The organism is Cardinium endosymbiont of Philonthus spinipes (assembly GCF_964030745.1).
Classification (GTDB): Bacteria; Bacteroidota; Bacteroidia; order Cytophagales; family Amoebophilaceae; genus Cardinium.
The window spans coordinates 1,028,993-1,051,514 of record NZ_OZ034918.1; the positions used below are offsets into that span (position 1 = coordinate 1,028,993).

17 protein-coding genes, 1 tRNA gene and 4 pseudogenes are annotated in these 22,522 nt (G+C 36.6%); 13 read left to right on the top strand and 9 right to left on the bottom strand.

Translation table 11 applies throughout. The features are described 5' to 3' along the window. The first annotated feature begins 108 nt into the window (after positions 1-108). Both AAHM81_RS04370 and AAHM81_RS04375 read left to right on the top strand, forming a co-directional pair. Positions 109-846 (top strand): outer membrane beta-barrel protein, encoded by a 738-nt coding sequence (locus tag AAHM81_RS04370; protein ID WP_342265283.1) that lies wholly within the window; start codon positions 109-111, stop codon positions 844-846. A gap of 100 nt (positions 847-946) precedes the next feature. After that, positions 947-1,018 (top strand) — tRNA-Glu (locus AAHM81_RS04375). A gap of 503 nt (positions 1,019-1,521) precedes the next feature. Here AAHM81_RS04375 and radA read toward each other — a convergent pair. Next, positions 1,522-2,859, bottom strand: a complete 1,338-nt coding sequence (radA, locus tag AAHM81_RS04380) for a DNA repair protein RadA (RefSeq protein ID WP_342265284.1) — start codon at positions 2,857-2,859, stop codon at positions 1,522-1,524. Between the two features lie 107 nt (positions 2,860-2,966). On the opposite strand from radA, the gene AAHM81_RS04385 reads away from it, so the two are divergent. Next, positions 2,967-3,761, top strand: coding sequence for a biotin--[acetyl-CoA-carboxylase] ligase (locus AAHM81_RS04385; protein WP_342265285.1), 795 nt, complete (start codon positions 2,967-2,969; stop codon positions 3,759-3,761). A gap of 224 nt (positions 3,762-3,985) precedes the next feature. Further along, on the top strand, positions 3,986-5,137 hold the full coding sequence (metK, locus tag AAHM81_RS04390) for a methionine adenosyltransferase (RefSeq protein WP_342265286.1): 1,152 nt from the start codon (positions 3,986-3,988) through the stop codon (positions 5,135-5,137). Positions 5,138-5,671: 534 nt separating this feature from the next. On the opposite strand, the gene truB is transcribed toward metK, so the two are convergent. Then, positions 5,672-6,346, bottom strand: a complete 675-nt coding sequence (gene truB / locus AAHM81_RS04395) for a tRNA pseudouridine(55) synthase TruB (RefSeq protein ID WP_342265287.1) — start codon at positions 6,344-6,346, stop codon at positions 5,672-5,674. A gap of 35 nt (positions 6,347-6,381) precedes the next feature. Here truB and AAHM81_RS04400 point away from each other — a divergent pair, with 35 nt between their 5' ends. From AAHM81_RS04400 to AAHM81_RS04415, 4 genes are all read left to right on the top strand, one after another. After that, positions 6,382-6,909 (top strand): NUDIX domain-containing protein, encoded by a 528-nt coding sequence (locus AAHM81_RS04400; protein WP_342265288.1) that lies wholly within the window; start codon positions 6,382-6,384, stop codon positions 6,907-6,909. Positions 6,910-6,926: 17 nt separating this feature from the next. After that, positions 6,927-7,283, top strand: coding sequence for an ankyrin repeat domain-containing protein (locus AAHM81_RS04405; RefSeq protein WP_342265289.1), 357 nt, complete (start codon positions 6,927-6,929; stop codon positions 7,281-7,283). Between the two features lie 68 nt (positions 7,284-7,351). Then, complete coding sequence (locus tag AAHM81_RS04410; protein WP_342265290.1) at positions 7,352-7,948, top strand: integrase core domain-containing protein; 597 nt, start codon at positions 7,352-7,354, stop codon at positions 7,946-7,948. A 107-nt stretch (positions 7,949-8,055) separates the two neighbouring features. Further along, complete coding sequence (locus tag AAHM81_RS04415; protein WP_342265291.1) at positions 8,056-9,726, top strand: AAA family ATPase; 1,671 nt, start codon at positions 8,056-8,058, stop codon at positions 9,724-9,726. A gap of 85 nt (positions 9,727-9,811) precedes the next feature. Here the strand turns inward: AAHM81_RS04415 and AAHM81_RS04420 are convergent, their stop codons facing one another. Further along, positions 9,812-13,393 carry an HD domain-containing protein gene (locus tag AAHM81_RS04420; RefSeq protein ID WP_342265292.1) on the bottom strand — a complete coding sequence of 1,194 codons (3,582 nt, stop codon included), beginning with the start codon at positions 13,391-13,393 and terminating at the stop codon, positions 9,812-9,814. A 190-nt stretch (positions 13,394-13,583) separates the two neighbouring features. Here AAHM81_RS04420 and AAHM81_RS04425 point away from each other — a divergent pair, with 190 nt between their 5' ends. The 3 genes and pseudogenes from AAHM81_RS04425 to AAHM81_RS04435 form a co-directional block, all read left to right on the top strand. Next, positions 13,584-14,951 (top strand): SH3 domain-containing protein, encoded by a 1,368-nt coding sequence (locus AAHM81_RS04425; RefSeq protein WP_342265293.1) that lies wholly within the window; start codon positions 13,584-13,586, stop codon positions 14,949-14,951. 330 nt (positions 14,952-15,281) lie between these two features. Continuing rightward, complete coding sequence (locus AAHM81_RS04430) at positions 15,282-15,437, top strand: hypothetical protein (protein WP_342265294.1); 156 nt, start codon at positions 15,282-15,284, stop codon at positions 15,435-15,437. Between the two features lie 327 nt (positions 15,438-15,764). Continuing rightward, positions 15,765-16,154 (top strand): annotated as a pseudogene (locus AAHM81_RS04435) (transposase); the annotation flags it as partial. Here the strand turns inward: AAHM81_RS04435 and AAHM81_RS04440 are convergent. Beyond that, positions 16,152-17,027, bottom strand: a pseudogene (locus tag AAHM81_RS04440) (IS982 family transposase). The pseudogenes AAHM81_RS04435 and AAHM81_RS04440 overlap by 3 nt on opposite strands. A gap of 101 nt (positions 17,028-17,128) precedes the next feature. Between AAHM81_RS04440 and AAHM81_RS04445 the strand changes: the two are divergent. Beyond that, a pseudogene (locus tag AAHM81_RS04445) lies at positions 17,129-18,037 on the top strand (IS5 family transposase); the annotation flags it as partial. A gap of 554 nt (positions 18,038-18,591) precedes the next feature. Here the strand turns inward: AAHM81_RS04445 and AAHM81_RS04450 are convergent. From AAHM81_RS04450 to AAHM81_RS04465, 4 genes are all read right to left on the bottom strand, one after another. Beyond that, positions 18,592-19,305, bottom strand: a complete 714-nt coding sequence (locus tag AAHM81_RS04450; protein WP_342265762.1) for an N-acetylmuramoyl-L-alanine amidase — start codon at positions 19,303-19,305, stop codon at positions 18,592-18,594. Positions 19,306-19,317: 12 nt separating this feature from the next. Further along, entirely contained in the window at positions 19,318-20,538 is a 1,221-nt protein-coding gene (locus tag AAHM81_RS04455; protein ID WP_342265295.1) for an IS256 family transposase, read from the bottom strand. 67 nt (positions 20,539-20,605) lie between these two features. Further along, positions 20,606-20,947, bottom strand: coding sequence for an N-acetylmuramoyl-L-alanine amidase (locus tag AAHM81_RS04460; protein WP_342265296.1), 342 nt, complete (start codon positions 20,945-20,947; stop codon positions 20,606-20,608). A gap of 267 nt (positions 20,948-21,214) precedes the next feature. After that, on the bottom strand, positions 21,215-21,445 hold the full coding sequence (locus tag AAHM81_RS04465) for a recombinase family protein (RefSeq protein WP_425286261.1): 231 nt from the start codon (positions 21,443-21,445) through the stop codon (positions 21,215-21,217). Between the two features lie 20 nt (positions 21,446-21,465). Here AAHM81_RS04465 and AAHM81_RS04470 point away from each other — a divergent pair. Next, positions 21,466-21,633: pseudogene (locus AAHM81_RS04470) on the top strand (IS4-like element ISWosp8 family transposase); the annotation flags it as partial. Positions 21,634-21,909: 276 nt separating this feature from the next. On the opposite strand, the gene AAHM81_RS04475 reads toward AAHM81_RS04470, so the two are convergent. Then, entirely contained in the window at positions 21,910-22,494 is a 585-nt protein-coding gene (locus AAHM81_RS04475; RefSeq protein WP_342265297.1) for a hypothetical protein, read from the bottom strand. Positions 22,495-22,522 lie beyond the last annotated feature (28 nt).

Here is a 22,522-nt window from a genome sequence, read left to right on the forward strand (position 1 = left end):
GTTTGGCCTTGTAATTTAAGACCAGCTTGTTTTTCACATATAATTAATAGAAGTTTATAGTAAGTAAATAAAAGGAGTTCATAACACACACAATTTTTTAATATTATTATGAAAGGAATCAAAAAAACTTTAATGGCGGGCTTATTGGCTTTCGCTGGGGTTGAAGGAGCACGCGCGGAGGTTAGTTCATGGGGTTATGGTATCCATGTTAGTGGAGGCACTTCTTCTGCTATAGGGTATGATAATGATGCTAAGATTGGTGGTAAAAAAGCAGAGGGGAGTTTCTTTAGTGACATGGCTTATGGTGCTAATTTTTATGGTGAGTGTCCAATTACAGGTTATGTAGGTATTGGGGGAGAGCTTGGGTGGATCAGGCAAGGAGCTAGTTTAGAGCCAGAGTCAGGGAAAGAGGCAAGTGAGACCAGCAACTCTACCGACTCATCTGTTAGCATGGCTAGCCACAATATTGCTGCTGGATTGAATCTATGCATCTACCCACTAGGTCGTGAAGAGGGTGAAGGTATTTTGAAAGTTAAGCTAGGCGCTGTTGCTTATGTCCCACTCCATACAACTTATAAAAAAGGGAGTACAGATTTAACACTTACATCTGAGCAAAAAACCAAGGAAGCATCTTTTGATGTAGCTGCACTGGGTAGTGTTGGATATGAATTCCCTATGGGCCTTGTTGTTGAAGCTGGATATCGTTATGGTATTATGAATAAGTTTAAAGCAGACCAACAAATATTGACAGCGGGCAATACTGGTATTGAGGGGTTAAAGGAGGTGCATATCCATAATGCTATGCTTTCTCTAGGTTATAACTTTGCCTCTTTGTTATCAGAGTAAGCTCAGTAAAGGAGGTGTAGCGTTTGCAAGGCCTTCTTTTACCTGGCTTTAGCAGCAGCTAGCTGATTGAATATTTAAGCAGCTAGCTATTGCTTGATATGGCCCGTTCGTCTAGGGGTTAGGACGTCAGGTTTTCATCCTGGAAACAGGGGTTCGATTCCCCTACGGGCTACGTTTTCAACTCACCATTGGTATCCATTCATCACTGTGGTTACGTTTTTCTGAAAAAGCAAATAGCTAACCAAGTACCAGCCTCGCGTCTCCTTCGATAAAAAAATGGCGCTCTAGTAGACCTCTTGCAAAACCTACTTTGTGATGAGCAATTTTTAGGAGAAGTGTAGTCGAGCACCGCAGAATACTTAATGTATTTGAGGAGCATAGACAAGCTTCGACACCAAAATTGCCATTAGAAATAGGTTTTGCAAGAGGTCTAGTAAAACACTAACAGGTGAGCGATATATTTTCAGCGGATTAGAAAATCGTCTGTTTGAAGCCCGCTTGCGGGCTGAGTTTACGATTTTCCCGCTAAAAAACATATCGATTCATCTATTTACTATCGGGCCAGATTTTTTATCGAGGGAGATAAGGCGGACAGCCAGAGGCGTGAATGGATACCACCATTGCTGCCCATTTAACTTATTCAAGGCGCTTTCCTAAAAACAGAAGCGATTCTTTTTAGTTTAGCTGGCCTACCATTTCTTTGAGGTTGCTCATTAGGGTGATTTTTATATCAAAGGATTGGGCAAGTTGTTGGGGATGGGGCGCTATAAATACCTCTTTAAACCCTAGTTTTGCTGCTTCTGCTATTCTATATTCCATTCTTTGTACGTTCCTAAGCTCACCGCCTAGCCCGATTTCTGCTATAAAACATTTCAGGTTTGAGAGCACCTTGTCTTTTAAAGCGCTTACAACTGCCATACAGATGGCTAAATCTAGTGCAGTATCATCTACCCTAAGCCCTCCTGTAATATTTAAAAATACATCCCGGTCATGCAGACGCAAGCCTGTGCGCTTTTCTAATACAGCCAGCAACATGTTGAGGCGTCTAGGATCATAACCTGTAGCATTGCGTTGAGGATGGCCATATCTGGTCGCTGTTACCAATGCTTGAATTTCAACCATTAGGGGTCTGGTTCCCTCTAAACAGGAACCAATTGCTATGCCACTTAAAGCATAGTCTTGCCCAGAAAGCAGTATAGAAGAGGGGTTTTTTACACCATGGAGGCCACTGACTTTCATCTCATATATGCCTAATTCTGATGTAGGACCAAACCTGTTTTTTATTGTCCGAACCATTCGGTATAAACATGGTTTATCTCCCTCAAATTGCAATACCGTATCTACCATGTGTTCCAATAGTTTAGGGCCTGCTAAAGCTCCATCCTTATTGATATGGCCTATTAAAAATATAGCCACGCCCGAACTTTTGGCGTAATGCAACAATCGTGTGGTACAAGCTTTAATCTGGTTGATGCTACCTATTCCACCTTCCTCTTCCTCAGCATATAGGGTTTGAATGGAGTCTATAACCAATAAAGTGGGCTCCAAATCATTTGCATGGTTGAGGATCTGTACCAGTGCACATTCCTGTACTAGAAAGCAATTGGTTGAGGATAACCCTAGACGAGAAGCACGTATTTTAATTTGACTTTCTGTTTCTTCTCCAGATACATATAATACTTTAGCCTCTTTTAACTGTAGCGCTATTTGGAGCAAAAGCGTTGATTTGCCAATGCCAGGTTCACCGCCTAATAGCACCAACGAACCGGGCACAATGCCTCCACCCAGCACCCTATTGAATTCGGCATCTTCAGATAGCAGTCGTTTATTAGTAGTCGGTTGAATCTCATCTAATCTTTTAGGTTGGTTGGCAGCTGGCTGATTTTCCATTATACCCCGTTTAGTGCTGCTTTTTGTAGTAAATAGGGTTAGCCGATTCCATTCCTTGCATCCGTCACACTTTCCTTGCCATTTAACATATTCAAGCCCACAGTTTGTACAGACATATGCCATATAATAAATGTTGTTTAGATTTTTAGGTATTTATGATGTGTTAGGGGCGCTATTGTATAACTTTTTCCCAACTGCATGCACTATATTTGGGTCTATCCATAAAAGTAATGTTTATAGATCATATTCCCATGGATGATGCATTCGACCCATTCACCAGTTCTATTCAGCCTAATCCACTATTTGACAGGGCTTCATTTTACTATAAAAGCTGCTCTTCTACCAATGACATGGCTCAAAAACAGCTGCTACATGCAGCAGAAGGAACCCTTTTTATTGCAGAACATCAGTATAAGGGGCGAGGACAACGGGGCAACAGTTGGACATCTGAAGCGGGCAAAAATCTTCTTTTTTCGTTTATCCTATATCCAGAATGGTTAACAGTAGATGCAGTGTTTGCCTTGAACATTATTACTAGTTTAACCATTTATGATATAGTAGTAGCCTATTTGCCCAAGGAACTTTCTATAAAATGGCCCAATGATATCTATTATGCAGATCAGAAACTGGGTGGTATATTGATTGAAACCCAAATAGGAGCGTGCCATACCATAAAGGCAGCGGTAATCGGTGTTGGTTTAAACGTCAATCAGCTCCATTTTGAATCTTCAACATGCACTTCTTTAGCCATACAAAGGGGAGCTTCCTTGAATAGACCACTGCTGCTTGCTCATATCATGGATGCTTTTGGTGGCTATTATGCGCAGTTGCAAAATAGTCTAAACTTGCTTTGGAAAAAGTATACCGATGTACTCTACCGCAACAGAGGATTTCACACCTTTGCAACCATACATGGCCCATTAGAAGCGCGTATTGTAACCGTGAATAGGCTAGGGGAGTTGGTGATAGCGACCCGCAATGGTAGACAGTATTGCTACAAAGCTAAAGAGATTGCTTTTGTATAGTACAGTCTGGAGGTAAGGGCATAGGTGTTATAGGTCGTTTGTAGTTTCCTTAAGGCTATCTACTACTGCATGTAGAAGTAAAATTTGTTTTATACTAGATAAAGTTTTAAACTTGGAAAATTTGTTTGTTGCGTTAGTAGGTGCCTTACCTATTTTACTTTGGATAATAGTCGCTACTATAGGGTCTATTTATGTTGCGTCATTTATTATAATTGAGACTAAAAATGGATAATTACACGATATTTACTTCTGAGTCTGTATCTGAAGGACATCCTGACAAGATGGCGGACCAAATTTCTGACGCGATTCTCGATGCGATTTTAGCACAAGATAAATATGCACGTGTTGCATGTGAAACACTTGTTAAAACCGGAATGGTATTAGTTGCTGGTGAAGTGACGACAGAGGCGTGGGTTGATATAGAGCAAATTGTTAGAGAAACGGTGAAAGAAATTGGTTACAACAGCTCTTCTATAGGTTTTGATTGGGAATCTTGTGCTGTTATATTAGCGATTGGTAAGCAATCATCTGATATTGCACAAGGCGTAGATAAGTTAGATAAAGCGGAGCAAGGTGCGGGTGATCAAGGTATGATGTTCGGGTATGCGAGTAATGAGACGGATGTACTAATGCCAGCACCTATCACCTATGCGCATAGGCTTATGGAGCGACAGGCAGCGCTGCGAAAAAATAAGATTGTAGATTGGTTGCGGCCTGATGCAAAAAGCCAAGTGACACTGCGTTATAGAGATGGGAAGCCTATTGCAGCTGAAACCATTGTGGTTTCTACGCAGCATGCGCCTGAGATTTCCTATGCTAAATTAAAAGAGGCTATTGTTGAAGAAATTATAAAACCTGTATTTCCAGTGGAATGGTTAACGAAAACGACTTTCCATATCAATCCAACTGGACGTTTTGTTATTGGCGGACCGCTAGGAGACACAGGGTTGACTGGGCGTAAAGTTATTGTGGACACTTATGGCGGCATGGCTAGACATGGCGGTGGCTGTTTCTCGGGTAAGGATCCCAGTAAAGTGGATCGTTCTGCAGCGTATGCGGCACGTTATGTTGCAAAAAATATCGTTGCCGCAGGTTTAGCCGATCGTTGTGAATTGCAAATTTCCTATGCGATTGGTGTTGTGCAACCGACATCTATTACCATTAATACATTTGGCACAGGTAAACTGTCGAATGAGCGCATTATTGAACTGATTCATCAACATTTTGATTTGAGACCGTATGGACTTATTGAAATGCTTAATTTACTAAGACCTATTTATAAACTAACGGCAGCCTATGGTCATTTTGGACGTGAGCAGGGAGATTTTCCTTGGGAAACAACAGACAAAATAGAACTATTACGCTCAGCCCTTTAAAACAAGGTGTTTGCATATGAAAAACAGGTTGTTTAAAAACTTCCGCTTTACTGAAGCGTCGCATTCCTTTATCGGCGGCCACAATAGCTTTTCTTATCATTGTCAGCCCCGCGTCTCCTTCGATAAAAAATGGCGCTCTAGTAGACCTCTTGTAAAACCTACTTTGTGATGAGCAATTTTTAGGAGAAGTGTAGTCGAGCACCGCAGAATACTTAATGTATTTGAGGAGCATAGACAAGCTTCGACACCAAAATTTCCATTAGAAATAGGTTTTGCAAGAGGTCTAGTAAAACACTAACAGGTGAGCGATATATTTTTAGCGGATTAGAAAATCGTCTGTTTGAAGCCCGCTTGCGGGCTGAGTTTACGATTTTCCCGCTAAAAAACATATCGATTCATCTATTTACTATCGGGCCAGACTTTTTATCGAAGGAGATAAGGGGACCCAACCACAGGCGTGAATAGGTACCGTGAAGATTTGAGCACCGGGGTCGATCTGCAAATTACCAGCAGAAGTAGAGTTGCCAGAGCAGTCTATCGGCTATTGGTGCCTAGCAATCCCTCTAAAGTATAAGCATTATCCAAACAATAACTACCTATTTGAGTGCGGCATAAGCCATGGAGGTACCCCCCAACACCTAATTTTTCTCCCAAGTCATAGGCAAGCCGCCGAATATAGGTTCCCTTGCTACAAACTACCTTAAAAGTGATGGAGGGTAGTGCTATTGACATAATCGAAAAATCGTGAATTGTAATCGAGCGCGGCTGAAGCCTAGCTTCTTCTCCTTTCCTAGCCATTTTATATGCCCTTTTTCCATCCACTTTAACCGCTGAATAGATAGGGGGTATTTGCATCAGAGGTCCTACAAAGGTAGCTGCAGCAGCCTTTACCATCTCTTCAGTGATGTGCTCATAGCTAGATAGACTATTAAAAGGTGTTTCTAAATCCATAGACGGCGTTGTCTTGCCAATTACAATTTGACCCGTATAGACCTTATCCAATGCCTGCAAGCTACTGATTTTTTTAGTTTCCCGGCCGCTGCATAGCAAAAGCAATCCTGTAGCCAGAGGATCTAAGGTGCCCGCATGGCCTATTTTTTTTATTTGTAAGCCATAGCGAACCTTTTTGACCACATCAAAGGAAGTCCAACCCAAAGGCTTGTTTACCATGAAAATGGCTTCAGAAAAGTCACCTTGTGGTCCATGCATATTGTTAAAAAATCTATATTATTAGCATAGTAAAAATGTATAACCATACATTGGCTCAATTTACCTATTTTAAATTAAAAATGAGAACAGTTCTATTTGAAGAAGGCATGTTTGCATTTGATCCATTGTTCATAGACCATTTTAGCCCTACCAACGCAATAGCCACATGCTACATGGTATGTAATGAAAAAGTCTTGTTATTGAAAAGAGAGGATGGCGCAATTTTAGGCAATAGGTGGTGCATGGCTGGTGGAAAATTAGAAAAAAACGAAACGCCACTCCAAGCGGTCATAAGAGAGGTCGCAGAAGAAGTAGGTATTATACTCCTTCCAGAGCAGGTTGCTTTTATTCAAACCATCTATATAAGGATCTTTGCATCAAAACAGGATTATATACTGCATCTATTCAAGGCAGTTTTCTCTGGATCAGAACCATCTGACTATAAAGTTACCCTAAATCAGGAACATACTGATTACCTATGGGTTGATCTACAAGCAGCAAAGCAACTCAACCTAATACCAGGTGGTTATGAAGTATTGGAATACATGCAGCACCACCATTAGGTTATCTATTCACACCTGTGGCTGGTCCCCATATCTCCTTCGATAAAAAGTCTGGTCCGATAGTAATCAATCAACTGAATGATGAAGGATATACTGCGTTGCATTTGGCAGCGCAATATGGTTTTACAACCATAATAAATATGTTACGAAGTGCCAAAGGCATTTTAGTCAATTTGAAAAATAATAATGGTAATACCCCGCTTCATATGACAGCAGCCTTTAATGCGCTTACAAACGTAGTGGAAGCATTAATGAAATTCCCAGGGATTTTACACAATGAGAAAAATAAAGACGGCGACACACCACGTGATCTAGCAAACGATCAATATCATGAAGAAGTAGTCGAGTGGCTTGATAATTATAATAAAATATAAAAGCACTGTTTATAGCTGCAGGGCAGTTCTTTAGCCCATGTGAAGTTTCAACAGAAACGCTACAACAAGTGATTTATAAAAATATAAAATTATATGTAGTAGTTGATGTGACAAAGGTGGGTAATCAGTGCTATCAGTTTACTGCTGTATATGATTGTACAAGACTTAGAGTGTTAAGGCTATATCCTAATAAAACCGCTAAAAATTCAGTTTTATTTTTGCATGAAATCTTAGGGCATTTTCCTTTCCCGATTCAGCGTGTTCAATCTGACTGGGGAACTGAATTTTTTAATGCTTCCTTTCAAGAAGAGTTAATGGTTCACTTTATAAAGTTCAGACCCATTAAACCTAGCAGTCCGCACCTAAACGGAAAGGTAGAAAGATCACAACAAACCGATAAAGTAGAGTTTTATAATTTGCTAAATCTTAAAGATGCTGCGATTAACTTACCAAAACTTCTTGCAGAATGGGAATATTTTTACAATCATAAACGGCCGCACTCCGCGTTAGGAGGCAAAACTCCTTGGGAAAAATTTAAAGAACTAGAACCAAAAACATCTATTCAACCAGATGTCACTCAAATGTACTGGGATAGTAATGAGCATATTTTACCAAGGTCTAGCAAATACCTAAAATGGAAAAGAAAAATGTCTCACTTCTGTTGAAACTTCACAACGATATACCGATCTAAAAATTCATACATCTAAATTTTACCCTATATTCGTCTTGGTATAGTTTGTTTTATAACAAATGATCAATATAATGATATAAAATGATGCGTAAGATAGATGCACTACCGATTGGCTACTCAGATGTTAAATCAGTGATTGAAACAGGTTATTATGTAGATAAAACCAGGTATGCACAAGATTTAATAGAAAAAAGAAATCCTATCTTCATAGCCCGGCCTAGGCGATTTGGCAAGTCTCTATTTATCAATACACTAGCTACCATATGCAATGGAGAAGAAGCAGTATTTAAAGATTATCATATAGGTAAGCCAAAAAACGGATATGAGTGGAAGAAATATCCTATTATTAGGCTGGACCTATCTAGGTTGACCAACGACACACCAGAGGAATTAAAAACCTCCATCAAAGGCGCCCTAAAAAAAATAGCATTACTATATGCACTAGAAATAGAGGACCATACTATAAAAGACACTTTAGAGAATTTAGTCTTGCAGTTGGTTAATTTAACCCGCACTAGTTCCAATAAAGAGATCAGATCATCTAATTATGCCTCCAAAATAGTAGTATTAATAGACGAGTATGATGCCCCTATTGTTCATCTAACCAAAGGCTCCGATCTAGAGCAATCCAATATTAAAGTCATGAAAGATTTCTTTATGACTTTGAAGTCACTAAATGACTACTTTCAACTCACTTTTATCACTGGCGTAAGCAAATTCAGTTTATCTGATGTATTTTCAGGTGCCAATCATTTAGACGATATTACTATTTCCAAAGATGCTGATGCCATGTTTGGCTATACGCAAGAAGAAATATTATCCACTTTTTCAGATAATATAGATACTATTGGTTTACAATGGAGTAAAGAAGAGGGTAGACAAGTAACAGATCTAGAAGTTATGAACCGCATAGCAACCTATTACAATGGATATAGATTTCATAAGGATGGCGTATCTGTTTATAATCCTTGGTCTACTTTAAAATTTCTTAAGCATGGCGAACTAGCCAACTACTGGTACGAGTCAGGCAGTCCAAGCTTACTCATTAATCAGATGCTAACAGATCCTGATAGGTTTGATATTAATATGGAAAGCCTCCAAATAGAGGCCGCTAGAGAAGACTTAATGTACACAGAAAGTAGAAATGAGATTAGTTTAAAGTCTCTGATGTTTCAAACAGGATATCTAACCATTGACCGTTATGATGAATCTACTGGTCTATATACATTAAAGTTCCCTAATAGAGAAATAGAAGCATCTTTTCAGAAAAGTATACAATCTAGCTTAGAAAAAAGCGTCAAAGATTACTTTATACACGAGCGCGATACCATCAGACAAGCATTATCTGATAAAAAAGTTGAAACTTTTATAGATCACATCAATACAGTTTTTGCCACACTTCCTTATTACCTGGATACCAAACAAGAAAAACAATACCATAGCAATTTACATATGTTGCTGCAAGGATTAGGCTTTCTAGGTGGTAGGAAAATGCATATGTATAGTGAATCCGCTTCTAGCCAAGGCAGATCAGATATTGTGCTAGAATTAGGAACAGCCATATATATCATAGAGCTTAAGTATAAATCCACTGGTCAAATAGCCTTAGACCAAATCAAATCAAACGGGTATTATAAGCCTTACTTACTTAGACAAAAAGCCCTTATACTTTTAGGTCTTAACTTTAATGAGGAAACCAGAATGATAGATAACTGGGCGTATGAAATAGTAAACAAAGAAACTTCAGCCTAGTAGTAATCTAAAATATTAGCTGATTATAAGTATAAAAAACAAAAACTATTTTACACAATCTTCTAGAAAGATCCGAGAGAAATCCTTAATTGTTCATTACAATACCCTTTTCTTTATTTGTATTTTCACAAGCCTCTAGTGCTTGCTTGGCGGCTTTTTCTAGAACTGTTCCTATCTCTTTTCCTAAGTATGTATTAGCTATTTGCACATCTATAGCCAATGTTTCTTGCGCCATATGTTGAACCTCTGTTAGATGGATATAGCCTGAAGCATGGCGTAGGTCATAGAGTCTCTCAGCCAATTTAATAAAGAGTACAGAAAGCTGTACGTGATCTTCTTTAATTGCTTTCTTCAATCTATTTTTCACATAAAGCAAAGAGGCATGATCTAAGTCTTGGCGTTTATCTATCCCTACCACATTTAACACAAATGCATAAACCCCTAAATTATAATGTTTCTTGATATAAGAAATCGGTAAACAAGTACGACGAACCAATTCATATAGCAAAGCAGCATAAATCACTTTAGGAGAGTGAAACACCCATTCTATCACTAATTCAGCAATCCCTACTGATCGAACATAAAACAACTGTCCAGATGCATGCCGCTTAAATCCAAAATTTTTCCGTAATAATAAAAGCAAACCAGAAATCGTCTTTACATCAATAGGATCTTCTTTATGAGAGAATTTGCAGACATAGTCATGGAATTGCATTAATACCATCATCGAATCAGCCTGTTCCTTAGGTGTTACAGGGGACTCTAAGGCTAGGGAATCTATGGGTAAGGTGGTAGTCATCTTACTGAGGATATCAGTAACCTTATTCGGCAGCACTAATAACATAGATTTTTTGCTAGCATCATAAGGATCTTCTAAATATCCGTAGTGGGCCTCAATAATAGTAGATATGGTTTGTTGTTGCAGATCTATGGATAGCGGAACTTCCTGTTTACCTTTTGGTCCCATATAATCCATGAGATCATCATAATGCTCCTTTACTTCAGGTAACGCTTGCGAATCAATAGTAGCATGGCTGATAACCAGAGCAGTAGCCTTAAAATCCATAAAGGTAGGATATCTGTTATCGATAGAATCCGCTTGCATAAAGTGCAAAGTAGTAGGATGCAGTTGTATACGAATAACTGGTGAAACATCGTTCTCTATTTTACCAATCCGTAAAACAGATTGAACCAATAAATAAACTAATTGGTTGATATCGCCTATAATAGATAGGTTTTTATCAACATCGTTTATTGTTTCTAACAGAATCCTAGGTGGATCAATAATCTCTTGTGATAATGCTATTTCCACTTTACGAATCAGTTTATCGAAAGTAATTTTAGTAGGCTGTAACAGCGCATGGTCCTTAGATTTTTCTCTCCTATTGAAATAGGCTATCCAATCATAAAACTTATTGATAATACTTTGTAAATCTTGCTTATAAATGGGAATATCATTATCTAAAAAGGAGATAGATTCCTCAATCTTACCAACTACTTGGTTTAAAATAAATCCATAACCTTTAGGGGTATGAGAAGTAGAACCATTTGATGGAACCATTGCTGCATCGTAAAGGGAGGCTTTTACTCGTTGAGATTCTCTGATTTTTTCTTGATTTTTTAGGTAAATATTCTGTGTGGTAATATTACCTACTTTGATTTTAAAGCAAATAATAATAGCAAATACCAGTATACCCATCATACATAATGGTAATAAAGAGCCTAATAAAGGAAAAGCACATCCAACATAAATCAGATAAATAGCTACTAATGATGTAATGGCAGTAACCCTTATGCTTATATAAAGAGGAAAAATCCATAAAATTATAAATAAATGGGAAAAAGATAAGGATAAGGTAAAGATAAGATCATGAGGATACCACCAGGTAAAAAGTAAACTTATAGGAAGATAAACTGACAAACCCACTAACCAGTATAGGCTAATAAACCAACTAGGAATAGACCTTATTTTTTTGGAAATATCATAAAGAAATGGATAGCCTAAACAACAAGCTGATCCAAATAGCTGAATAGTAAGCCAGCATCCATCATGATCCGTAATACGAATCATAGAATAAGTAAACAAACTAGTAATGGTAATATACAATCCTACACATACCATCGTAGTGTGGCTGGGCATCAATTTGGATAAAGTATCTTTTCGATTTGTCCAATAATTCTTAATCGCTTCTTTTCGCTCTGCACGCTTACGGGAACTTTCTTGTTTAATTTGTTTAAATGTATCATCTGTTCCAATCCATCCTCTATCTATTGGTTGTTTTGATAGATAATGAGCTGCCATCATAGCTAGACCATTGGCTAGCATAGCAATGACAGAACCATCTATACCAGTAGAAGATTGAACTAATTCGTTCCATATTAGAATGGTCAACACACCTGTACCCATACCGATTAACGCTGTACGGGAAGTGCCTCGAAAACCAAAGACGGCAAGTAATAGCGGAGCAGCTGTAATAGGCACGGACACTTGAAGTGCCCAACAAAGTAACCGGAACAAATCGTTGCAGTAAAAAGCTATTATCATGGCTAATAAACCAGTAACTAGAGAAGAAATTCTTACTACATATAACTGATGTTTTTCTGATAATATGTGCCACTTTGAGTAAATATTAGCAAGCAAATCATTGGTAAGCATAGTAGCACAGCTATTTAAACTAGAGTCAGCAGTCGACATAGTCATAGCAATTAGTCCAATTAGAATTGATGCTTGCAAAATAGGGGGGCATTGACCGATAATATAGGGCCAAATTTCTTCTATACTTAAATGCTTTATGGCTACAATAGTAAACAAACCAATGAGAATGATAAAACCTACTATAAGTAGGTTAAAAATGCTAGTATAATAAAAAACTTTTTTAGCTTGTATAACTCCAGAAGACATATAGACCCGTTGCACCATACTAGGTCTTCCACTAGGTATTATGATCGCTAATACCAGCATAAATACTCCAATAAATTTACGATTGATATGAAATAAACTATCCAATTGAAACTTAGTCGAACACTTTAAGCAGGAAATTATCTCTGTTACCGATTGGTCGATATGTATATACATATACCAAGTAAAAAATGGAATAACAATTGTAAATGTGATAAATTGCATAACATCAGTAAAGGTAACAGAACGAATGCCACCCAAACTGGAATAGGTAACAAAAATTAGACTAATGGCCACTGTAATAGCATAGGGATCTATATTAGGTATACAGATAGCAACAGATGAAGTGACTACATTAATTTGTGTAACAATAGTTATAAGGGAGCGTACTACACCAAATAGTGCAGAGATGATTCTAGGCCATGTACCATATACACTACCTATGCTTTCTGCTGTGGAAAGGTGGTACATAAATGGTCCCATACGTGGTATAAGTAGCGTCCATATCCAAATAGAGATACTGTCTGCCAGTAATATAATTATATAATATATACCCTGATTATAAATCTGTTGTACAGTACGCATCAAGGCACCTCCCCCATAAAGTGTAGCTAGTAATGTAGCCACTAAAGTAGCAGTAGCAAAATTTTTATTACCTATTGCATATTCACGTAAGGAAGTTATTTTACCGCTATAATACATACCTACGACTAATGTTAGTAACAGAAAGGATATGATTATAGTTGACAGAATATATAAGGTTAACATACATATTTATTATTAATTGCATGTGGGAAATGATAAACACAAACTGTAATATATTATAATTATATTATACTTTATCAAAATCAAAGTAAGTAAATATGTAAATTAATGTATAGCTTATCCGTTACCTATTAGCCTTAGCATGGTACTTTAAGTTCTATACAAGCGTAACCACCTTTTTTATCTTATTGCAATGGAGTTTTTCCCTATAGAGTTTTACCAACAGGAAGCAGACAAATGGATTAATCCATATCAGGAAGGATATGAAAAACCATTATTGGACAAACAGATACAACAATCTTATTTGAAAAATTTACAGGAACGCTTTTTTGGTACTGCATCTCCTTGGGATCAAGACTACGTTAAACAGGTTCTACAAACAGACATCTGGGCTAGTGAAAAAAAGCAGCTTACAATATTTTCTAATCAGGATGATCTGTCGCAATCCAAATGGTATGGCCTTAACTTTAGACCTTATCCACACAAAAAGATACAAGATATAGCCGATACAATTCCATTAGACGAACTGAAAATATTATCCTTTCATAAAGAAAACAGGGCAATAACAATTAAAAATTTAACAGGAAGAAGCCTACCTACAACAGATATTTATGTACGCAGCATTATTCCGGGTTATGGCTATCCGCTTGACAAACTACAAGCCTCTTCTCTGTTTATTGGTACCCCTATTTATGTTATAAATCAAACGAAAGATAAACGTTGGTCCCTTGTTATAACACCAGACTTTATTGTATGGGTTGAAAGCGATGGGATAGCCTATACCAATGACAACTTTATTGAAACATGGAGATCTATTGCAAAAGAAAAGCTTGCTGCAATTATACAAACAGACACAGCTTTAGTAAATCAACAGGGAAGATATTTAGCAACAGCCTATATCGGTGCATTGTTTCCAGCACGTAGTGCTATAATGGAAAAACTGATTTTGTCTGTACCTATAGCTGATAAAGATGGAAATGCCTTGTTATCTGATGTGGTAGTTAACTCAACGCAAGCGGCATATATCCCCATTAGTTCATCTCCAAGAAATTTTTCTCAATTAATAAATAGCTTAAAAGGGAGGCCTTATGGTTGGGGAGGGTTATCATACTATAACGATTGTTCTGCAGAGCTTAAATGTCTTTTCCTTCCTTTTGGTATTTGGTTGCCTCGTCAATCATACGACCAGATGAAAGCAACAGCAGTGGTTGACTTAAGTACTTCTACACCAAAGGAACGTCTTACTTATTTAATTGAGCATGGAAATCCATTTTTTACCATAATGTACATTAAAGGACATATCTTTTTGTACTTAGGGAATTTCCCGCAAGTTGGCCAAAAATTACCTATGGTAATGAGTTACCAAAATATTTGGGGGCTATCTAATCTAACAAAAGATAAAATATCCATAATTGGAGAAGCTGTTTTTCTTCCGCTGCTACTTAACTATCCAGAAGATGCTAGTCTTAACTCACTCTTAAGTAGAGATACATTTCAAGTAGGTCATTTGAATCAGTTACCACCAGGCTATCCTAAACTTATTCTCCCATATGTACTCTAAAGTTATCTTTGCTGTTAAGAGTAGAAAATAACTGATCATTAAAGTAGTAGGTCTTCTAAAAAATAAAATACTATTAATTTGCATTAAATTTAGTCCTACGTTTTGGATTAGATCTAATTTTTAAGACTGATAGTCAATATGAATAAAAATTCATATATGCTACTTTAAATAAAATAGAATATAGGAAAAATAAGTAGATTTGTATCTATTCACGTCACTGGTTAATAATGAATTGTATTCCACTTTATCCTTTATAAAAAAGTGGGCAAAAAATCAAGCCTTCGGTAAAAAGTTGGGGGCCTCACCCTCTTACAGGGGCATTTTTCTACTATGGCCATAGCGTTTGAACGCATACGCTACCTTTGGCTGAAAAAGCAAGTGGCTAATCCATTACCAGCCGCAGCGTCTCCTTCGATAAAAAATGGCGCTCTAGTAGACCTCTTGCAAAACCTACTTTGTGATGAGCAATTTTTAGGAGAAGTGTAGTCGAGCACCGCAGAATACTTAATGTATTTGAGGAGCATAGACAAGCTTCGACACCAAAATTTCCATTAGAAATAGGTTTTGCAAGAGGTCTAGTAAAACACTAACAGGTGAGCGATATCTTTTTCAGCGGATTAGAAAATCGTCTGTTTGAAGCCCGCTTGCGGGCTGAGTTCACGATTTTCCCGCTGAAAAAGATATCGATTCAGCTATTTAGTCGGCCCTGAAATATTATATATTTATTTGTTTGTGAATATAAAAACCCGTATATTATAATATATATAATAACCATTTTTAGAGTTTTTTTGTATAAAACCTTGCAAAATAGGGATGAAATCTAAGAGGATAAATCATTCTTGTTGTAGGCTTTTTGAGCAACGCTTATCTGGGATTCTTAATCCCCAACACGCCTTATTTCAGTTAGCTGATTCCATTCCTTGGCAATCCTTAGAATCAGATTTAGATCGCAGCTTTAGCTATGGACCCGGTCAACCTCCTTTACCTATTCGTTTGATTGTAGGTCTACTCATTATCAGTCATATGTACCAAGTTTCTGATGAGCAAGTAGTTTCTAGATGGGTAGAAAATCCTTATTGGCAATACCTTTGTGGCTATGATTATTTTCAGATTAAGGCAGCTTGTCACCCTAGTTCATTAACTCGTTGGCGTCAAAGATTGGGAGCAGAAGGTCTTAATAACCTGAGTTCTGGATTAGACTTATTGTAAATCAGTCATATATATGTTAGTTATAGAAGGTTTTTTTTTCTTTTAGTCCATAAGCTGTGATTCCAGCGATCAAATTGACTAAAAAATTAGGTATACTTCTGTGCCTGGAGTGTTCTATCTGGCTAATATTTTTAAGCTGATCTATAATTGTTTCAATAATAGATCGCTTTCTAAGCATCAGTTTATCCCAGAGTGGCATAAATGCATTTTTCATATTTTTTCTGATTTGAGTAATCAGTTCCATACCTTTATCTATCAGTTTCTCAAATAAATCTTTACTCAAGTAGCCTTTATCGCTGAACACTTTACCCATCAAATTTTTACATAAATTTTCTACAGGGAATCTATCATTAACTTTACCTGTGGTAAGTGAAAAGTTCATAATTTCTCCTAAATCATTGACTATCAAGTGTAATTTCATCCCAAAAAACCACCCGGTGCTGGTTTTACCTTTAGTAGCAATCGATTTAAAAACCTTATGAGCATAGGATCTTTTGACATTACAAACTTTGATGGCTGTTGCATCCATAAAGTAGCAACCTGTTTTTGTTTTAGAGAGACTTTGTGTAAAAAAGTACATTGGTACTAAGGATCTCTGAATCAGTGCTATAAATCTAGTATAGCTTACTAGATTACTAAAGTCATTAGAATGAAACTGCTGTAGATGAGCATAATATGACTTAAAGTTTCTAAAGCCAATTACATGAAAGGCAATTAATATGGTCATTATTTCGCTCAAAGACAACGAACAAGTTCTAGTAGGTTTTCTTGTAGAGTGGGGTAACAGTTGACTTTCCATATAAGGCATAAATTTTTTAAGAATTCATCGACAGCGAAATATATTTCGACTAATTTTGTTACATTCATAATGGGCTCCTTTGTTAATTTGGTTATTGTTTTCAACTCCAAATTTAAAACACAAAGGGGCTCTTTTAAACGCATTCTTAAATTTCTAATCCAGAACTCAGGTTAATAAGATCTTATCGATGACTATACAATTAGCCATTAAAAAAAAAGTAGTCTGCCCAAAAGAACTTGAAAAAGTGATATCCGACACTACTGTAATGGAGAAAAATATTCGCTATCCAACTGATTCTTCGTTGCTTAATAAGGCTAGACAAAAACTAGTGGCTATAGCTAAGAAAACAGGCGTTAAACTCCGTCAAACCTACCAACGTCTAGGCCCAGCTATCAAACGTAAAGTAGATGGCTATGCACATGCTAAACAGTTTAAACGTTTAGCCAAAGGCGTTAAAACATTAAAAAACTATCTTGGTCGGGTGGTAAGAGATGTAGAACGCTCTATGCAATCGTGTGATGAAGCAATACGCACCCAGTTTAGACATCTGCTTTCTATAAGTAAAAGGATTATTAACCAATCAAAAAAAAGTAAAAATAAAGTCTATAGTATCCATGAACCTGCTGTTTACTGCGTAAGTAAAGGTAAGGCTTTAAATCCCTATGAGTATGGTTGTAAGGTGCAATTTACGCTCACCCATAAACAAGGCTTGATTGTATCAACGGAAGCTTTAGATCCTAATGAATATGATGGACATACCTTGCATAGAAGTTTATTACAAGCAGAAAAACTATCTGGTACTCAGGTAAAACACCTCTTCGTAGACAGGGGTTACAGAGGTCATAATATACCTAATAGTCAATGTAATATATTTATAAGCGGCTCTAAAAGAGGTATAACGCCTAGTCTCAAAAAAGCACTAAAAAGAAGATCTGCTATTGAACCACATATTGGTCATATGAAATCTGATGGTAAGTTAGCGGTTAACTACTTGAAAGGAATATTGGGAGACAAACTCAATGCTATTCTATGTGCTATTAGCCATAATCTACGCCTTATTACAAGAAAAACATTCCTAATACCCACCTAATCAGGTAAAATAAAACCTATAGCACTAAGATGCTTTATCCTGAACTAACGTATACAGATACCAGGATTAGAATAGATACAGAACATGAAAAAATTGAAATGGGGCAGGTGATTATTTTTTTAATAAATAACTTGAAGTATGAATACTTCAGGGCCGACTACTTAATGTATTTGAGGAGCATAGACAAGCTTCGACACCAAAATTTCCATTAGAAATAGGTTTTGCAAGAGGTCTAGTAAAACACTAACAGGTGAGCGATATATTTTCAGCGGATTAGAAAATCGTCTGTTTGAAGCCCGCTTGCGGGCTGAGTTCACGATTTTCCCGCTGAAAAATATATCGATTCAGCTATTTACTATCGGGCCAGACTTTTTATCGAAGGAGATAAGGCGGCCAGCCAGAGACGTGAATAGATGCGTAAATTTCTTGGTTATCAGCGTATTACACATAATATATCTAAAACATTTGTTAAACAAATGCAAATGTTTACATATTAATATAAATCAATAACTCTCGTTATTAGACAATACTTTTGGAATAAACTATTTAGAAAACTGATCTAATAGATCATCTAGATATTGACCATCGTTCGCATTAAACTGATATAAAAGAGGCCCTTCCTTTCCATGATATATTTTTTCCCAATCCTTATGTGAAGCATCATTACGAAGTATATCATCACCAGAATGGTGTATTTTAAATGCTAAAATACCTCTCCGAACTGAATCATTATAAGTACCATCTGTTTTGATATTATATCCATATTCGCGTAGCTTTTGGATCCATTCTTGTTCATCTTGTGATAACCTACTATCTTTTTCCTTATAAGACACTACTATGTCAGGGTTTGGACTTATACTTAAGTCCTTTTTTCTGGGGTATATACCAAAATTTTTATTAATGTTCAGTTCATTAAAAGATGGTTCGTCCTGTGCATTAGCCAATTTGTCCCAAAAGAAATAAGGATTTGGATCAATTTTTCTACTTGGATCCCAATCGCTATGTCCTAGCATTAGTTTAGCATCAATGCTCCTATGCTGTTGAGTAAGCATTGCAGACAGTTCTACATTAGACTTGATTTGTGCCTCTGTATAAGGTTGATTACCATTATTTACATTTTCAATTCCAATAGACCAACTATTCATATCATTTTGTAGTTCGGAATAAGATACTAAAGAACTACTAAGTTTAGAGCTTGCAGCTAAACTACCAATGCCTGCGTGATAAGGGCTCTGTCCAGTTAAGTGTGTAACTATATTTTAGGGTTGTTAGATTCTATTTTCAAATTTAATTAAAAAATGAGCCATAGCCTCACTCCAATTATGGATAGGCGTGGTCCATTTTCTGGTCATATAGTTAATAGTTAAATATAATGTTTTAAACACAGCTATATCGTTAGGGAACACTCTTTTATTTTTGGTAACTCTACGAAATTGGCTATTTACAGATTCCACGGCATTGGTTGTGTAAATGACTCTACGTATGGCGTTAGGATATTGTAAAAATATCATCAGATTATCCCAGTTAGCATACCAAGACTTGGCTATTTGTGGGTATTGTTTATCCCATTTAGTAGCAAAAGTTTCTAATGCCATCAGGGCTTCTTCTTGAGTAACTGCTGTATAAATTGGCTTTAAATCAGCAACTAATTCCTTTCTATGTTTATAGGACACATACTGCAGACTATTCCTAATTTGGTGAATAATACAGAGTTGGTGATCTGTTTTAGGGTATACAGCAGCGATTGCCTCAGACATACCTGGCAAGTTATCTGTACATGCAATGAGCATATCGTTCATACCCCGATTTTTGAGTTCTGTTAAATTACCTAACCAAAATTTAGCTCCTTCATTTTCACTCATCCACAGCCCTAAAACATCCTTTATGCCAGATCTATCTATACCTAAAGCAACATAGACTGCCTTGTTGATGATACGTTTATCTTGTCTAACTTTAACTACAAAACAATCAAAAAAAACAATAGGATAGACTGATTCTAATGGGCGATTTTGCCATATCTTAACATCTTCAATAACAGAATCTGTGATGTTACTTATCAGGCTTTCACTAACTTCTGCACCATATAATTCCTGTATTTGAACCTGAATATCTGATAGGCTCATACCTTTAGCGTATAAAGATAAGATCTTATCATCTAAACCAGGAATTCTTGTTTGGCGTTTAGGTAATAAAACAGGTTCAAAAGTAGAGGATCTATCTCTTGGAACTTCAACCGATATAACCCCATGATCAGTGATAACTTGCTTGCTGGATAAGCCATTACGAGCATTTTCTGAATCACTACGAGCATGCTTGTTATAGCCTAAATGGCTATCCATTTCTGACTCTAAGGCTTTTTCTACAAGACGCTTACTTAATTGTTTGAGTAAACCGCCTTGGTCAAATAGGGTCGATAAGTCTACGCCTGAGTCTATCAGTACGTCTATAGCCTTGCTTATGCCGTCTTTGGGTGTCTCTTTTCTTTTCATTTTTTTAGGGTTAAGGGTGACTCTCTAGAAAGAGAGAAATAGACAACCTAAAAATTACTTACACACTTTAAAAGACAGACTCGTGATAAGCTCTGTAAAGATCCGAAACAAAACGATACACACTCCCATTAGTGTCAATAACATAATGAGCAGATACCGTAGATTTTTCTTGTGTAAATATATCAACAGTACGCTCGAATTTTGCAACTGTATGATGTTGCACGAGATATATAGGATATGCTTCCCCATATAGTCTATCTTTCTCATCGGGACCAATTTTTTTGAATCTATAGTTAAAAGTGTTACACTTTCCTGTTTCTCGGTTGGTTGTCTCCCCACTTTCTCCATGTTTTAAGGGATATCTATCCATATCACGTAGGTAATCATTCTTTACTACATCTGCTAACATAGGTTGATACGATACGTGTCCACTGCAAGCTATTCCCATTATATAACTACATAGTAGAACTTTAAATTTATTCCTGTTCATTTTGAATTAGTTTAGTTTTAATTAAAGCTAATTTTTTCTATTATGATTTTACGTTTTAAAACTTATTACTAACCTTGTAGTAGGTTACATTTAACCTGACATATCAGTTGTAACAATATCTCTATACAGCAATTTTTTTCCTAAATTCATACAACCTGTCGTATAAAATAATATAACTATATATTTTTAGGAATCCTTCCTTAAATACTTATATAACGTATCCCTGCTGACACCAAATTGTTGGGCCAATTTTGTTTTTTGTATTCCAGATTGAACTAAGGAATGAAGTTTTTCGATTTGTTCTTGATTCATACAAGGCTTGCGTCCTTTATAGGCATTTTTAGCTTTAGCTAGTGCAATCCCTTCTCTTTGCCTTTCCAGTATCAGCGAACGTTCGAATTCTGCAAAAGCCCCCATAATAGAAAGGAATAATAGAGTTTTCTAAAGCAAGGTACAAATTTGCTTATACTGGATTTAAAGAATTACTGGAAAACAGCATCCGCATAGCTGACCAACATGATGCTAATTATGGAACATGGAAAGAATATAGGCTTATTGCTGTAGACGGTTCTTCTATGCGATTACCTGCATCTCAAGAAATCATAATGGCCAATATGTGGTTCAATAGCAGATCTTCTTTTTAGTGCTTTTTTAAGACCAGTCGTTATACCCCTTTTAGAACCGCTTATAAATACATTACATTGATTATTAGGCATATAAAATGCCCTGGCTTGTTACCGAGGGCTTGATTTTTTGCCCACTGTTTTATCAAGAAAAAAGTGGCATACAACTCACTATTAGCCAGTGATGTGGATAGATACGGCAGAAAAGTAAAATTTAGCCAAAGTAGTGAATAGATACACCATCTTATAACCTGCAAATTATGGCAATTTCTTTTCTTCGAAAAATTTACTAGAAAAGAACTTACCTACTACATAACCAATGAATGCTGCAGATACTGTTAAAAACAGATCTTTTTCTAATTCTAGAAATAAAAAAAGCACCTCCCTTTTCTGGTAAACTACTAAAAATAGATCAAAGTAAAAAAGTAGATACAAACAGGTAAATAGTATCCAAGTTGTGGAAATTGCTTTTTCATTCTTTATCTTGCTAATCCAAATCCCAACTAGGATAATACCACCTAATGACAAGATCAATAATAAGAAAGAAAAGATGGGATATAAAAGAAGATTGGCTAAAACATTATAGCAAAGTGCCAAGCCACCTAATATGTTTTGAATGGCTCCTTCTGCATGGGTATCTTTTTTCAAGATCTCATCCAACGAATCAGAAGGCATATCCTTTTGATCAGAAGGTACATCTGTTTCATGGGTAATATAGGATGTTGTAACTTGCAAAGCTTGGACCATCATATCCTCTTTGTGCCAAGATGCAACTGCATGATTCAATTTAAAACTTGTTGCCATAAACACAACCGTACTCACTAAATAGGATAAGAGATGCATAAATTTTAAGCTTAATTACTTTTTTATA

What these genes read in the sequence shown, in the direction of transcription:
- truB (WP_342265287.1), bottom strand. Translation starts at nt 6,346, where the DNA reads ATGCATGGACCACAAGGTGACTTTTCTGAAGCCATTTTCATGGTAAAC.
- AAHM81_RS04370 (WP_342265283.1), top strand. Translation starts at nt 109, where the DNA reads ATGAAAGGAATCAAAAAAACTTTAATGGCGGGCTTATTGGCTTTCGCT.
- AAHM81_RS04455 (WP_342265295.1), bottom strand. Translation starts at nt 20,538, where the DNA reads ATGAAAAGAAAAGAGACACCCAAAGACGGCATAAGCAAGGCTATAGAC.
- AAHM81_RS04430 (WP_342265294.1), top strand. Translation starts at nt 15,282, where the DNA reads ATGGCCATAGCGTTTGAACGCATACGCTACCTTTGGCTGAAAAAGCAA.
- AAHM81_RS04420 (WP_342265292.1), bottom strand. Translation starts at nt 13,393, where the DNA reads ATGTTAACCTTATATATTCTGTCAACTATAATCATATCCTTTCTGTTA.
- AAHM81_RS04425 (WP_342265293.1), top strand. Translation starts at nt 13,584, where the DNA reads ATGGAGTTTTTCCCTATAGAGTTTTACCAACAGGAAGCAGACAAATGG.
- AAHM81_RS04385 (WP_342265285.1), top strand. Translation starts at nt 2,967, where the DNA reads ATGTTTATAGATCATATTCCCATGGATGATGCATTCGACCCATTCACC.
- radA (WP_342265284.1), bottom strand. Translation starts at nt 2,859, where the DNA reads ATGGCATATGTCTGTACAAACTGTGGGCTTGAATATGTTAAATGGCAA.
- metK (WP_342265286.1), top strand. Translation starts at nt 3,986, where the DNA reads ATGGATAATTACACGATATTTACTTCTGAGTCTGTATCTGAAGGACAT.
- AAHM81_RS04460 (WP_342265296.1), bottom strand. Translation starts at nt 20,947, where the DNA reads ATGTTAGCAGATGTAGTAAAGAATGATTACCTACGTGATATGGATAGA.
- AAHM81_RS04475 (WP_342265297.1), bottom strand. Translation starts at nt 22,494, where the DNA reads ATGCATCTCTTATCCTATTTAGTGAGTACGGTTGTGTTTATGGCAACA.
- AAHM81_RS04415 (WP_342265291.1), top strand. Translation starts at nt 8,056, where the DNA reads ATGATGCGTAAGATAGATGCACTACCGATTGGCTACTCAGATGTTAAA.
- AAHM81_RS04400 (WP_342265288.1), top strand. Translation starts at nt 6,382, where the DNA reads ATGTATAACCATACATTGGCTCAATTTACCTATTTTAAATTAAAAATG.
- AAHM81_RS04465 (WP_425286261.1), bottom strand. Translation starts at nt 21,445, where the DNA reads ATGGGGGCTTTTGCAGAATTCGAACGTTCGCTGATACTGGAAAGGCAA.